Raw genomic sequence first — 13,563 nt, forward strand, 5'->3', positions numbered from 1 at the left:
GCGATCTGTCGGGTACCGCGACGTCTTGGCGCCCGTCGCGGTACCCCGTCAGGGTGCCCAGCGGCGGGCGCTCCGCGGCGAGGTGGCCGTAGTCCACCGCCACCGCGTACCCCTCGGCGAGGCTGCCCGCCGCCCGCCGCCACGCCTCCTCCCGGCTGCGCCCGACCTCCGCGCGGCGCTCCGCCCCGGCCCGCGCGTCCAGCGGCCACCAGCGCTCCAGCCAGCGCAGGTCCTCGCCCGTCACGGGGGCGCCCAGGCGCTCTTCGCCGTCGCCGCGCCGAACCTCCACATACCGCAGGCGGCCGTCGGGTGACGGCGCGGCGACGGGCAGCGGAACATTGTCCAGCCACTCGTTGGCGAAGAGCAGCCCGCGCGCGCCCCGCGGCGGCTGATCGCACCAGGTGACGCGGGGGTCGAGGCCGTCCGGCCGGGCGGCGCGCTCGACGGCGTGGACCCGCACCCGGCCGGCGAGCGCGGGCGGCAGGGCGGCCAGTACCCCGGCGGCGAGTTCGCCCGCACCGGCCGCCATGTCGACGAAGTCGAGCCGCCCGGGGTGCCCGAGCACCGTGTCCACCCGGGCCAGCAACTCCGCCACGGCGCCCGCGAACAGGGCGGACGCGTGCACGGAGGTGCGGAAGTGGTCGGCGGGCCGCTCCCGGCGGAAGAAGCCGCCGGGGCCGTAGAGCGCCCGCTCCATCGCGTCCTGCCACGGCAGCCACTCGGAGCCGGCGTCGCCGCCGCGGCCCGGGCCGGTCGCCGGGCGGCCGGAATCGGTGGCGCTGCTCACATCGGAACCTTACCGACCCGTCCACACGTCGAAGAGCATGGGAGGTGTGTCGTCCGAGGCCGGTAAGGTGCCTGGCATACCACAGTCGAGGGAGTGGACAGCGGATGACTGCCGGAAACGACGGCACGCCGGAGAACGACGACCCGTTCGCGTATCTCTACCGGTCGGAGGGCGGCGAGCAGCCGGACCCGGCCGGCGGCCAGCCGGCACCCGGGCAGCCGGGCGTGCCCCGCACCTCCTACCACCAGGTGCAGCGGGTCGGTGAGCGCCGCCCGGCCACGGGCGGTTACGGCTACCCGCCGCAGGCCCCGCCCCAGCAGCAGGGGGGCGGCGGTTACGGCTACCCGCCGCAGGCGCCGTACGGCTACGACCAGGGCCAGCAGCAGTACGCCGGGCAGTACGCCGGCCCGACCGCGCAGTACCCGCAGGCGCAGGGCGGCGGCCACGCGCAGCCGCCCGGCCCGGGGCCGTACGACCCGCAGCAGGCCCCGCCCGGGGGCCGCAGGGGCGGTCCCGGCGGCCCGGACGGGGGCGGCGCCCCCAACCGCCGGGGGCTGCTGATCGCGGCCGTCGCCGTGGTCGCCGCCGTGGCGATCGGCATCGCCTTCGCGATGACCAACAGCTCGGGCGACGACAAGAAGCAGGCGGACGACAAGCCGACCGGCGCGGTCACCACCAGCAGCGCGCCCACCCAGTCCGCCTCGCCGTCCGCGAGCCCGACGACCTTCGACTCCAAGAAGGTCGACGCGTCCACGCTCCAGCTCAGCGGCGGCGCCGCCACCAGCACCGAGCACCCGGGCGCGAACGCGGCGGGCGGCACCTACGTCGACAGCATGGCCAACCAGGGCGCCACCGTGTCCTGGACGGTGGTCGTGCCGAAGGACGACAAGTACACGTTCTTCGTCAGCTACGCCAACGCCGGCTCCGACGCCACCTTGACCCTCGGTGTCAACGGCGAGGCCCGCAGCGGCGGGGTGAACCTGAAGAACTACGGCAACGCCACGGACTGGGCGAAGGCGTGGAACATGACGACCTTCAACTACGTGGACCTCAAGAAGGGCGCCAACGTCCTGACGATGTCCTGCACCCCGGACGACACCAACTGCGGGGTCAACCTCGACCAGGTGTGGCTCAAGGAGGGCCAGGTCACGAAGTAGGCGGCGCGCTCCGGCCGAACGCCCCCGGCCGAACGCCTCGGGCCGAAAGCCCCCCGGCCGAACGCCTCGCGCCGAACCACCCCGGCTCACCCGGCCGGGGTGACCTCCACCTTCGGGAGCAGCTCGTCGTAGCCGGCCCGGTCGTACTCCCCGGCGGCCGGGGCGAGCACCGTGGCCGCCGACAGCGCGACCGCCCGGGCCAGCCGCTGCGGCCAGGCAAGCCCCTCCACCTGCCCGGAGAGCAGCCCGGCGACCGCCGAGTCGCCCGCGCCGGTGGGGTTGCCCGCCAGCCGGCCCGGCGGCAGCGCCCGCCACGCGCCCTCCTCGGTGACCGCGAGCATCCCGTCGGCGCCGAGCGACGCGGCCACCCCGCGGGCGCCGCGCCGCCGGGCGTCGTGGGCCGCGCGGGCGGGCTCGGAGAAGCCGGTCAGCCCGGTCAGCTCACCCGCGTTGGGCTTGATCAGGTCCGGGCGGGCGGCCAGCCCGCGGCGCAGCGGCTCCCCGCTGGTGTCGAGCAGCACATAGACGCCCGCGGCGCGCGCCTCGCGGACCAGCTCCGCGTACGCGCCGACCGGCAGCCCCGGTGGCAGGCTCCCGCACAGCGCGACCGCCTCGGCGTCGGGGCCGGCCAGCAACTCGCGGTAGACGTCGAGGAAGGACGCCCACTCGGCGGCGTCCACGGTCGGCCCCGGCTCGTTGAACATCGTGGTGTCCCCGGTGGCCGCGTCCACCACGCCGACCGTGCGCCGGGTGGCGCCGGCCACCGGCACCAGGGCGTCGGTGAGCCGGTCCGCGTACGGCACCTCGGCCAGGCCGCGGCGCAACTCCGCACCGGCCGGGCCGCCGACGAAGCCGGTGACGGTGGCGCGGTGGCCGAGCGCGGCCAGTACGCGGGCGACGTTCAGACCCTTGCCGCCCGGCCGCTCCACCGTCTCCGTCACCCGGTGGGTGGCGTGCGGTATCAGTGACGGGACCCGGTAGGTCACATCCAGGGCGCTGTTGAGCGTGACGGTGATGATCACCTGTTGATTTTGGCAAACGGACGGCGGTCGGCCCAGAGCGGGAGGGCCGCTTTTCCGCAGAAGTTGCCGACCAGGGGGTCCCCGGCGGGCGTACGGACGGCCGCGCGCACGCCGTTACCGACGGTAGTGCGCGCGGCCGGGCCGGACCGGGGGCCGTACGCCATCAGGACAGCTCGGCGGCCGCGGCGGCGGGCGCGGTGTCGTCCAGCGGCAGCGCGACGACCCACTCGCCCTTGCGCATCACACCGACCACGTCGTACGCCGCGTCCAGCACCACCAGGTCCGCGTCCTTCCCCGGCGCCAGCGAACCGATCCGGTCCGACCGGCCCAGCAGCCGGGCCGGGTTGGCCGAGATCGCCCGCACCACGTCGGGCAGCGCCAGCCCGTCCACGGTGACCGCGCGCTTGAAGGCGGTGTCCAGCGTCAGCGTCGACCCGGCGATGGAGTCGCCCTCCACCAGCCGCGCCACCCCGTCCAGCACCTGCACCTTCAACGGCCCCAGGTCGTACAGGCCGTCGCCGAAGCCGGCCGCGTCCATCGCGTCGGTGATGAACGCCACCCGGTCCGCGCCCGCGCTGCCGAAGGCGAGTTCGAGCACCGACGGGTGCAGGTGGGTGCCGTCGTTGATCAGCTCGACGGTGACCCGCTCGTCCTCCAGCAGCGCCGCGATCGGGCCGGGCTCGCGGTGCAGGAGCGGCGGCATCGCGTTGAACAGGTGGGTCGCCACCGTGGCGCCCGCGTCGATCGCCTGCCGGGTCTGCTCGTACCCGGCGTCGGTGTGGCCGATCGCGGCGATCACCCCGAGGTCGGCGAGTAGCCGCACCGACTCGACGCCGCCGGGCAGTTCGGTGGCGAGCGTCACCATGCGCGCGGCGCCGCGGGCCGCCTCGACGAGCTTGCGCACCGTCGCCGGGTCGGGGTCGCGCAGCAGCGTCTCGTCATGGGCGCCCTTGCGGCACGGCGAGATGAACGGGCCCTCGTAGTGGATGCCGGCCAGGTCGCCCTGCTCGACCAGCTCGGAGAGCAGCGCGGCCTGCCGGGCCAGCGTGTCGAGGTTCTCGGTGACGGTGGAGGCGACCAGGGTGGTGGTGCCGTGCGCGCGGTGCGTGCGCACGGCGGTGAGCACGTCCTCGGCGGTGCCCGAGGTGAAGGACGCGCCGCCGCCGCCGTGGTTGTGCAGGTCCACGAAGCCCGGGACGACCGTCCAGCCGCGCCCGGCCAGGTCGTGGGTGGCGGCCTCGGCCGGCTCGTCGGCGGCGATCCGGGCGCCGTCCACGGTGATCCGGCCGGCCTCCACCACGCCGGACGGCAGCACCACGCGGGCGCCCGCCAGGACGGTGCGCCCGGTCGTGGGCCGCGATGTCGTTTCGGGGGCCATCAGGCGGATACCTCCACGGAGATCAGGTCCCAGGCGAGCAGGCCCGCGCCCAGGCAGCCGGCGGTGTCACCCAGCGCGGCGGGGACGATGAGCGGGAGTTTCTGGAAGGTGACGCGCGCCTCGACGGCCGCCCGCAACGGGCCGAAGAGGGTGTCGCCGGACTCGGCGAGGCCGCCGCCGACGATCAGCACCCGCGGGTCGAGCAGGGTCAGCCCGGTGACCAGGCCGTCGGCCAGCGCGTCGACGGCCTCCTGCCAGACCGCGGCCGCCGCCGGGTCGCCGGCGTCGACGGCCTGCGCGCAGGCGGCGGCGTCCGCGGCCGGGTCGCCGCTGGCGGCCGCCCAACTGCGGGAGACCGCGCCCGCGGACGCGTACGCCTCCAGGCAGCCGCGCTGCCCGCAGCCGCACTCCCGGCCGCCGGGCCGGACCACGATGTGGCCGATCTCACCGGCGTAGCCGTGCGCGCCGGCCTCTATCCGGCCCTCGATGCCGATGGCGCCGGCGATGCCGGTGCCCAGCGGCAGGAACAGGAAGCGGTCGGCGCCGTCGCCCGCGCCGATCCGGCCCTCGGCGAGGCCGCCGGCGCGCACGTCGTGGTCGAGCGCCACGGGTACGCCGTCCAGCCGCTTCGAGAGCAGGTCGCGCAACGGCAGGTCCTGCCAGCCGAGGTTGGCGGCGTAGACGGCGACGCCCGCCTCGGCGTCCACGATGCCGGGCACCACCACGCCCGCGGCCGCGGCGCTCTGCCCGTAGCTGGCGCGGCCGTGCGCGCGCAGGTCCGCGGCGAAGTCGAGGATCGCTTCCACCACGGCCTGCGGGCCGCGCTCACGGCCGGTCGGGCGGCGGTCCTGGTGCAGCAGCGTGCCGTCCGCGGCGACCAGCGCCGCCTTCATCCCGGTGCCGCCGACGTCGAGGGCGATGACATGTCTCACGGGCCCAGTCTCGCTTCTCACCCCGCTAGAGGTCTAGTCCACTCGGCCGGGAAGATCGATTCTCCCGAAAGTCACGGGCCGGCATGCGGTCGGCATGCGGCCGGTGCCGGGTCGGCGGGGGCCGGCGCGGGGGCCGGCGCGGGGGCGGAGCGTGGCCGGCCTGGGGCCCGCCGTCAAAACGTTGTCACCCATGGTGTAGACCTTGGCTGAAGATATGCGGAAGACTCGGCACTTTCGCGGGGGCCCGGCCGGCCGCTCGCGGCGGCCCCGGCCGGCGAAGGCGCCGCGGCCCGAGTCTTTCCGGTCTTTCGAAGTCCCAAGGGTGGTAGGAACAGTGCAGCGGCGACGACTTCTCGGCCTCGCGGCCGGTCTCACTTCCGCGTTGGCCCTGACCGGGGTCAGCGCCTGCGGTGGTGGCACGGCGCAGGGCAAGGACGTGACGCTGCACCTGGTGGCCGCCGACTACGGCGACGCGAAGACCGACAACAGCTCGCTCGTGTACTGGAACGACATGGTGCGCGGCTTCGAGAAGCAGAACCCGCACATCAAGGTCGACGTGCAGGTGCTGAGCTGGACCGACGTGGACGACAAGGTCGCCGCCATGGTCAAGGCCGGCAACCCGCCGGACATCGCGCAGATGGGCTCGTACGCCGACTACGCCGCCAAGGGCCAGCTGTACAGCGCCGACCAGCTCTTCACGGTCAGCCAGCAGGCCGACTTCATCTCCTCGCTCGCCCAGGCCGGATCGGTCGCCCACACCCAGTACGGCCTGCCGTGGGCGTCCAGTTCGCGGATGTTCTTCTACAACAAGGGCCTGTTCAAGCAGGCGGGCATCGACCAGGCGCCGAAGACCTGGGCCGACCTGGCCGCCGACGCGAAGCTGCTCAAGGAGAACGGCGTCAAGGTCCCCTACGGCCTGCCGCTCGGCCCGGAGGAGTCGCAGGCGGAGTCCCTGATGTGGATGCTCGGCGCCAGCGGCGGCATCAGCGACTCCGTCGACAACTACACCTTCGACTCCGCCGAGAACGTCGAAGCCCTCACCTGGGTCAAGAAGAACCTGGTGGACGCGAAGCTGGTCGGCTCGAAGGACCCCGCCAAGACCAACCGGCAGGAGGTCTTCGACGACTTCCTGGCCGGCAAGGCGGGCATGATCAACGGCCACCCGACACTGCTGGCGCAGGCCCGCGCGCACGGCATCGACGTCGGGGTGGCCGCGCTGCCCGGCAAGGACGGCCCGAACGCCGACACCCTCGGCGTCGCCGACTGGGCGATGGCCTTCAAGAAGAAAGGTTCCCTCGACGCCGACCGCGCCTTCCTCCAGTACGTCTACCAGACCAAGAACACCGTCAAGTTCCTCGACGAGTACGGCCTGCTGCCGGTGACCACCAGCGCCTCCCAGGTCATGCAGGGCGAGAAGCGCGACGCCGACCTGGTGCAGTTCCTCGACCTGCTGCCGGACGCCGTCTTCTACCCGGTCGACAAGACCTCGTGGACGAAGGTGGACGACCGGATGAAGAAGGTCATCGGCAGCGCGGTGCACGGCGACCCGAAGACCGTACTGTCGCAGTTGCAGAACTACGCGGAGACGCAGGACGGGCAGGGGCTCACCTCCGAGTCGGAGTAGCGGAGCGGCCGGGCGGGCCAGCGGGCGAGGGGCGGCACAGTGGCCGAGGGCGAGGCGCAGGAGACGGGCGCGGCGGGGGCCGCGGATGAGGCGGGCGCTGCGGACACGGCGGGCGCTGAGCTGTCCGCGCGGGACCTGGCGGTGCTGGAGCTGGCCGGGCGGAGCTGGAGCGGGCCCGGCCCGCGCGACCGGGCGATCCGGGAGCGGCTCGGCATCTCCCCGACGGCCTTCTTCCAGCTGCTCAACGCCCTCCTGGACGACCCCCGCGCGCTGCGCGCCGCCCCCGCCACCGTCAACCGCTGGCGCCGCACCCGGCAGCGGCACGCCGAGAACCGCTGACGCGGACCCGGCTCCCCCCGCCCGAGCAGCCGCGTGAAACCGCCGGGCCGCTAGGCTCGGGGCATGGCTGCTGCGGAGACCTTCACCCCACGGACCGCCGAGGGCCGGGCGGGCCTGACCGCATTGCTCGCCGAGCCGGGCCGCGCGGTGGTCGCCCTGGACTTCGACGGCACCCTCGCCCCGATCGTGGCCGACCCGGAGCAGGCCCGGGCGCACCCGGGGGCGGCCGGCGCGCTGGCGCGGCTGGCCCCGCACCTGGCGGCCGCCGTCATCCTCACCGGCCGCCCGGCCGACGTGGCCGTGCGGTACGGCGGCTTCGCCGGGGTGCCGGGACTGGAGCACCTCGTGGTCCTCGGCCACTACGGCGCCGAGCGCTGGGACGCCCGCGGCGGCGAGGTGCACGCGCCGCCCGCGCCCGAAGGGGTCACCGCGGTGCGCGCCGAACTGCCCGGCTTCCTCGCCGAGGTGGGGGAGTGGCCGGGCCTGTGGATCGAGGACAAGGGCGGCCGCGCGGTCGCCGTGCACACCCGCCGCACCGAGGACCCCGACGCCGCGTTCGAGGCGCTGCGCGCGCCGCTGGCCGAACTCGCCGTGCGGCACGGCCTGGTGGTCGAGCCCGGCCGCTACGTCCTGGAGCTGCGGCCACCCGGTGTCGACAAGGGGGTGGCGCTCACCGGCTTCCTGCGCGAGACCGGCGCGGGCAGCGTGCTCTACGCGGGCGACGACCTCGGCGACCTCGCCGCGTACGCCGCCGTCGGAGAACTGCGCGCCCAGGGCACGCCGGGCCTGCTGGTGGCCAGCGCGGGCGCCGAGGAGACCCCCGCGGAGCTGCTGGCGCGAGCCGACCTGACCGTGGCGGGCCCGGCAGGCGTCGTCCACCTGCTGGAACACCTGGCCGACCAACTCGCCTGACCGGCCCCCACCAGGGCGCCGCGGAACGAAAAGCGGTCAGCCGCCGATCGCCTGGAGCTGGTCGAGGAACCAGCGGCTGGGCGGCAGCGCGGTGGCTGCCGCGGCAAGCCGCTTGGAACGGTCGGCGCGCTCGGCCTCGGGGAGCGTCAGCGCTTCGTTGAGGGCGACTGCGGTCGCGCGGATGTCGTACGGATTGACCACGAAGGAGTCGTCGCCCAGCTCCTCGAAGGCGCCCGCCTCACGGGACAGCACCAGCGCCACCCCCTGGTCGGAGACGACCGGCACCTCCTTGGCGACCAGGTTCATCCCGTCCCGGATCGGGTTGACCAGCGCCACGTCGGCCAGCCGGTACGCCGCCAGGGAGCGGGCGAAGTCGTCGTCGACCTTGAGGATGACCGGCGTCCAGCCCGCGGTGCCGAACTCCTCGTTGACCGCCGCGGCCACCCGGGAGACCTCCTCGGTGTACTCCCGGTAGCTTGCCAGGTCCTGCCGCGAGGGGTAGGCGAACGCGACATGGACCACGCGCTCGCGCCAGCCTGGGTGCTCCACCAGCAGCCGCCGGTAGGCGTACAGCCCGCGCACGATGTTCTTGGACAGCTCGGTGCGGTCCACCCGCACGATCAGCCGCCGGCCGGGACCCGCCTCGGCCCGCAGCGCCGCCATCCGCTCGTCCACGTCGGGCCGCCGGGCGCGCTCGCGCAGGAACTCCGCGTCGGCGCCCAGACCGTGCACGCCGAGCCGGGTGGTGCGGCCCCGGTACGTCACCGAGCCGCCGTCCGCGGCCACCTCCGCGCCGAGCACGTCGGCACAGCACGCGGCGAAGGCGGCGGCCCAGCGGTGGGTGAGGAACCCGGCCCGGTCGGCGCCGAGGATGCCGGTGAGCAGGCGCGCGGCCACGTCGTCGGGCAGCAGGCGGAAGTAGTCCGGCGGGGCCCACGGGGTGTGCGAGAAGTGGCCGATCCGCAGGTCGGGGCGGCGCTCACGGAGCAGCGCGGGCACCAGCGCGAGGTGGTAGTCCTGCACGAGGACGGCGGCGCCCTCGGCCGCCTCCTGGGCGAGCGCGTCGGCGAACGCCTCGTTGTACGCCTCGTAGGCGGCCCAGCGGCCGTGGAACTCCTCGTCGAAGAGCGGCTCGAAGGGCGTCTGGTAGAGCAGGTGGTGCACGAACCACAGCACCGAGTTCGCGATGTCGTTGTACGCCGCGTGGAAGACCTCCGGGGGGATCGCGAGCATCCGCACCCCGGGCTCGGCGACCCCGCGGCGCACCGCCTCCCGGTCGCCGTCCGACAGCGCCGCGCACACCCACACGGCACCCGCGTCCGGGCCGATCGCGCTCAGCCCGGAGACGACCCCGCCGCCGCCCCTGCGGCTCCCCAGGCTGCCGTCGCCCTCCACGGTGTACGACACCGGGCCGCGGTTCGACGCGACCAGAATCCGGGCACCCTGCGAAGATCCCTCCATGCCCGCAGCTTTGCCGGTTGCCGCGCAGCTCAAACGTGCCGGCGGCACTCTTTGCCCGCGGCGGTGGCCCCCGGCGCCGCGCCTACGCCGCCTTGCGGGCGAGGTACTCCGGCAGGTCGGCCATCGGCGGGCGCTCCTCGGTGTCGACCGGGTGGGTGCGCGGTACGAAGGCGGAGCCGGCGCGGCCGAACTGCGTGAGGTGCGGGCGGACCAGCTGGCCGCGGGCGAGCCGGACCTGGGCTGTGCGGTAGATCGCGGCGGCCATCCGCCCGAGCGCCTGGCCGTCCTGGTGCCGGTGGTGCCGCACCCCGACATCGACCTGCCCGAGCCCGTCGAGCCCGACGAGCCCCAACGCGTCGATCAGCATGCCGAGTTCGACGCCGTAGCCGACCGGGAAGGGCAGCCGCTCCAGCAGCGAGCGGCGGGCGGCGTACTCCCCGCCGAGCGGCTGGACGAAGCCGGCCAGCTGCGGCCAGTGCAGGTTGAGCAGCGGGCGGGCGACGAGTTCGGTGACCCGGCCGCCGCCGGCGGGCACCACGGTGCCGCCGGTCTCCAGCGGGCGGTCGTACATCGCCTTGACCAGCTGCACCGCGGGGTCGGTGAGCAGCGGCCCGACGATCCCGGAGACGAAACGGGCGTCGAACTCCCGCAGGTCGGCGTCGACGAAGCAGACGATCTCGCCGCGGGTGACCAGTAGCGACCGCCACAGCACCTCGCCCTTGCCGGGCAGGGCCGGCAGCCGGGGCAGGATCGCGTCCCGCCCGACCACGCGGGCCCCGGCCCCGGCGGCGACCGCGGCCGTGCGGTCGGTGGAGCCGGAGTCGACCACGACCACCTCGTCCACCAGCGGCGCCGCGGCGGACATCAGGTCGCGGCGGATCGCCGCCACGATCGCGCCGACGGTCGCCTCCTCGTCCAGCGCCGGCAGCACCACGCTGACCGTGCCCCGGTCGCCGGCCGCGCGCTTGGCGGCGAGCAGCAGGTCAAGCGGCCGCTGGGCGGCCGACCAGGACCGGCGGCGCAGCCAGCGCTCCACCTCGTCGAGCACGTGAGTCCTCTCCCTCGGCACGCCCCGGACCGGGCATGTGATCCATCTCGCGGTGCGGACGGCTACCTCAACCGTCACCTGTGTCGGTTACAGTCTTGAACAACGCGTGACGCCACCGCATGCCGGGGGCGTGACGCGCACAAATGCGACGGGCCCGGTCCGTACCGACCCGGTCGCCATACCGCTCATCCAGAGGGGCAGAGGGAACGGCCCGTAGAAGCCCCGGCAACCCTCCCGCCGACCGCGAGGTCACGCACGGTGGGGAAGGTGCCAATTCCGTCTCGTGACGCGCCCGCGTGCGAGGAAGATGAGGAGAAAGGGCCTCGCCTGTCATGGCTGCGCAAACCGTCGCAAGCACCACCGACTCCGCTGCCGGCACCCAAGGTGCCGACGCCGCCCCCGCACCGTTCGGCCCGGCCGCCGCGCTGTCCTGCCGGGAGTGCGGCACCCGCTACCCGCTGAGCCCGGTCTTCGCGTGCCTGGAGTGTTTCGGGCCACTGGAAGTGGCCTACGACCTGCCGACCGGTGACCCCGAGGCGCTGCGCGCCCGGATCGAGGCCGGCCCGACCAACATCTGGCGCTACGCCCCGCTGCTGCCGGTGCCCGCCGACGTCGCCGACAAGCCCAACCTGAACCCGGGCTGGACCAAGCTCGTCAAGGCCGACAACCTCGCCCGCGAACTGGGCATCACCGGCGGCCTGCACGTCAAGGACGACTCCGGCAACCCCACCCACTCCTTCAAGGACCGGGTGGTCGCGATCGCGCTGGAGGCCGCCCGCACCTTCGGCCTCACCACGCTGTCCTGCTCCTCCACCGGCAACCTGGCCGGCGCCGTCGGCGCCGCCGCCTCCCGGGCGGGCCTGCGCTCCTGCGTCTTCATCCCGCACGACCTGGAGGCCGGCAAGGTCGTGATGGCCGCGGTCTACGGCGGCGAACTCGTCGGCATCGAGGGCAGCTACGACGACGTGAACCGCTTCTGCTCGGAACTGATCGGCGACCCGATCGGCGAGGGCTGGGGCTTCGTCAACGTCAACCTGCGCCCGTACTACGGCGAGGGCTCCAAGACGCTCGCCTACGAGATCGCCGAGCAGCTCGGCTGGCGGCTGCCGGACAACCTGGTCATCCCGATCGCGTCCGGCTCCCAGCTCACCAAGATCGACAAGGGCCTCAAGGAGCTGATCGCGCTCGGCCTGGTCGAGGAGAAGCCGTACAAGATCTTCGGCGCCCAGGCCGAGGGGTGCTCCCCGGTGTCGACGGCCTTCAAGGCCGGGCACGACGTCGTACGGCCGGTGAAGCCCGACACCATCGCCAAGTCGCTGGCGATCGGCAACCCCGCGGACGGCCCGTACGTGCTGGACATCGCCCGGCGCACCGGCGGGGCCGTCGAGGACGTGGACGACGCGCAGATCGTGGACGCGATCAAGCTGCTGGCGCGGACCGAGGGCATCTTCGCGGAGACCGCGGGCGGGGTGACCGTCGGTGTGCTGAAGAAGCTGATCGAGTCCGGGCAGCTCGACCCGGCCACCGAGACCGTCGTGCTCAACACCGGCGACGGACTGAAGACCCTGGACGCGGTGGCGCCGACCACCGGGCCGACCGCGACCATCCGCCCGACCCTTGCCGCATTCCGAGAGGCTGGCCTCGCATGAGTGCTTCCGTACGTATCCCCACCATTCTCCGCACCTACACCGGCGGCCAGGCCGAGGTGCCGGCCGAGGGTGCCACCCTCGCCGAAGTGATCGACTCCCTGGAGCGCGATCACAAGGGAATTTCGGCGCGCGTGCTCGACGACGCGGGAAAGCTGCGCCGCTTTGTGAACGTGTATGTCAACGACGACGACGTGCGGTTTTCCCAGGGGCTCGAGACGGTCGTGCCGGACGGCGCGAGTGTCTCGATCATTCCCGCGGTCGCAGGCGGCTGAACCTCCGGCCGGCCACCGGATCTGCCCGCCGGTCGCCGAGTGAACCGGCCGCCGCCCAACGGGAGTTGGGCGGCGGTTCCGGATTCGGGCGGTTTGTGCCCCGTTCACCCCTTCGGGTGAGCGGGGCATGCGTGTGCCGAAGCGGTAGTTGAAGAGTTGTACAGTTGCCGTAGGCAATCCCGTGGCATGGACCCCAGGTGTGGCGCGGCCACGGCGATTTATCGCCAAATTCACGAGCGAATTCTCCTTTTCGTCCGCTATGTCCGGCCCGGCTTGCCCTGCCTTATCGTTATTTCTCAGGCGATTTCCGATGGGTCGCGCCCAGAATTCTCGTCCGATTGACCTGTTGCAGACGGCATCCGTGCAGATACATTCAGCCGCGGTCGACGCGTTCCGGCGCACGCCCCCCAGGGTTCCCACCTGTCAAAGGCACGGGTTCCGCGGGCGGGTGAGGTCTGACCCGGGCCCGCGAAGTGCGGGGCCGCGATAGGGCCAGCAATAGGGGAGTTAGGGATGGCTCAGGGCACCGTCAAGTGGTTCAACGCGGAGAAGGGCTACGGCTTCATCGCGGTCGACGGTGGTGCGGATGTCTTCGTCCACTACAGCGCGATCCAGATGGACGGGTACCGCACCCTCGAAGAAGGCCAGCGGGTCGAGTTCGAGATCTCGCAGGGTCAGAAGGGGCCGCAGGCGGACATGGTCCGCCTCGCCGGCTGACTTCACGGCGCGTTCGACCATCGACGCGACCTCGGCAGTACGCAGGAGCCGCCCCCCGTCCGCGGGAGGCGGCTCCTGTGCGTCCTGCGGGTGCCCAGCGGGCGTCTTGCGGGCGCCGCCGGGCGGGGGGCGACCCTGTACGCGGCTCGGCCCCCGGGGCGAACCGCTTGCACTCGCAGGGGGTGAGTGCTAATCATTGGCGTTAGCACTCTCCACGTGAGAGTGACAGCAGGGCCGGGTCGGTGAGGGCCGTGCGGACGTCGGG

Annotated in this window: 13 protein-coding genes and 1 riboswitch; of the genes, 7 read left to right on the forward strand and 6 right to left on the reverse strand. The window is 73.7% G+C overall.

From position 1 onward, the window contains the following. On the reverse strand, nt 1-697 hold a 697-nt coding region (locus AC3ERT_RS31620), incomplete at its 3' end, for an SAM-dependent methyltransferase (protein ID WP_435178292.1). A gap of 194 nt (nt 698-891) precedes the next feature. Here AC3ERT_RS31620 and AC3ERT_RS31625 point away from each other — a divergent pair. Further along, complete coding sequence (locus tag AC3ERT_RS31625; RefSeq protein ID WP_335970718.1) at nt 892-1,944, forward strand: carbohydrate-binding protein; 1,053 nt, start codon at nt 892-894, stop codon at nt 1,942-1,944. An 86-nt stretch (nt 1,945-2,030) separates the two neighbouring features. Here AC3ERT_RS31625 and AC3ERT_RS31630 read toward each other — a convergent pair whose 3' ends face one another. The 3 genes from AC3ERT_RS31630 to AC3ERT_RS31640 all read right to left on the reverse strand — a co-directional run bounded on the left by AC3ERT_RS31630 (nt 2,031) and on the right by AC3ERT_RS31640 (nt 5,276). Beyond that, nucleotides 2,031-2,966, reverse strand: a complete 936-nt coding sequence (locus AC3ERT_RS31630; RefSeq protein ID WP_335970720.1) for a 1-phosphofructokinase family hexose kinase — start codon at nt 2,964-2,966, stop codon at nt 2,031-2,033. Between the two features lie 163 nt (nt 2,967-3,129). Continuing rightward, complete coding sequence (gene nagA / locus AC3ERT_RS31635; RefSeq protein WP_335970722.1) at nt 3,130-4,344, reverse strand: N-acetylglucosamine-6-phosphate deacetylase; 1,215 nt, start codon at nt 4,342-4,344, stop codon at nt 3,130-3,132. Beyond that, nucleotides 4,344-5,276: an ROK family protein gene (locus tag AC3ERT_RS31640; RefSeq protein WP_435178260.1), complete on the reverse strand. Its 933-nt coding sequence runs from the start codon at nt 5,274-5,276 to the stop codon at nt 4,344-4,346. Before AC3ERT_RS31640 ends, nagA begins: the two co-directional genes overlap by 1 nt. A 382-nt stretch (nt 5,277-5,658) precedes the next feature. Between AC3ERT_RS31640 and AC3ERT_RS31645 the strand changes: the two genes are divergently transcribed. The 3 genes from AC3ERT_RS31645 (at nt 5,659) to otsB (ending at nt 8,151) form a co-directional block, all read left to right on the forward strand. Then, nucleotides 5,659-6,900, forward strand: a complete 1,242-nt coding sequence (locus tag AC3ERT_RS31645; RefSeq protein WP_335970726.1) for an ABC transporter substrate-binding protein — start codon at nt 5,659-5,661, stop codon at nt 6,898-6,900. Nucleotides 6,901-6,939: 39 nt separating this feature from the next. Further along, nucleotides 6,940-7,239, forward strand: a complete 300-nt coding sequence (locus AC3ERT_RS31650; protein ID WP_435178263.1) for a DUF3263 domain-containing protein — start codon at nt 6,940-6,942, stop codon at nt 7,237-7,239. A 63-nt stretch (nt 7,240-7,302) separates the two neighbouring features. After that, nucleotides 7,303-8,151 (forward strand): trehalose-phosphatase, encoded by an 849-nt coding sequence (gene otsB, locus AC3ERT_RS31655; RefSeq protein WP_435178265.1) that lies wholly within the window; start codon nt 7,303-7,305, stop codon nt 8,149-8,151. A 36-nt stretch (nt 8,152-8,187) separates the two neighbouring features. On the opposite strand, the gene AC3ERT_RS31660 is transcribed toward otsB, so the two are convergent. Together AC3ERT_RS31660 and AC3ERT_RS31665 are read right to left on the reverse strand one after the other, a co-directional pair. Beyond that, the gene (locus tag AC3ERT_RS31660) at nt 8,188-9,612 is read right to left on the reverse strand and encodes an alpha,alpha-trehalose-phosphate synthase (UDP-forming) (RefSeq protein ID WP_335970731.1); all 1,425 of its coding nucleotides are present in this window, start codon (nt 9,610-9,612) and stop codon (nt 8,188-8,190) included. An 82-nt stretch (nt 9,613-9,694) separates the two neighbouring features. Further along, nucleotides 9,695-10,660 (reverse strand): glucosyl-3-phosphoglycerate synthase, encoded by a 966-nt coding sequence (locus tag AC3ERT_RS31665; RefSeq protein ID WP_435128345.1) that lies wholly within the window; start codon nt 10,658-10,660, stop codon nt 9,695-9,697. Between the two features lie 182 nt (nt 10,661-10,842). Then, a riboswitch (SAM riboswitch) is annotated at nt 10,843-10,974 on the forward strand. An 18-nt stretch (nt 10,975-10,992) separates the two neighbouring features. Between AC3ERT_RS31665 and thrC the strand changes: the two genes are divergently transcribed. From thrC to AC3ERT_RS31680, 3 genes are all read left to right on the forward strand, one after another. Continuing rightward, nucleotides 10,993-12,309, forward strand: a complete 1,317-nt coding sequence (gene thrC, locus AC3ERT_RS31670) for a threonine synthase (protein ID WP_435128342.1) — start codon at nt 10,993-10,995, stop codon at nt 12,307-12,309. Beyond that, nucleotides 12,306-12,581 (forward strand): ubiquitin-like small modifier protein 1, encoded by a 276-nt coding sequence (locus tag AC3ERT_RS31675; protein WP_335970735.1) that lies wholly within the window; start codon nt 12,306-12,308, stop codon nt 12,579-12,581. Before thrC ends, AC3ERT_RS31675 begins: the two co-directional genes overlap by 4 nt. A gap of 513 nt (nt 12,582-13,094) precedes the next feature. Continuing rightward, the gene (locus tag AC3ERT_RS31680; protein WP_009339379.1) at nt 13,095-13,298 is read left to right on the forward strand and encodes a cold-shock protein; all 204 of its coding nucleotides are present in this window, start codon (nt 13,095-13,097) and stop codon (nt 13,296-13,298) included. Nucleotides 13,299-13,563: the final 265 nt, after the last annotated feature.

This window comes from Actinacidiphila sp. bgisy145 (assembly GCF_057708125.1).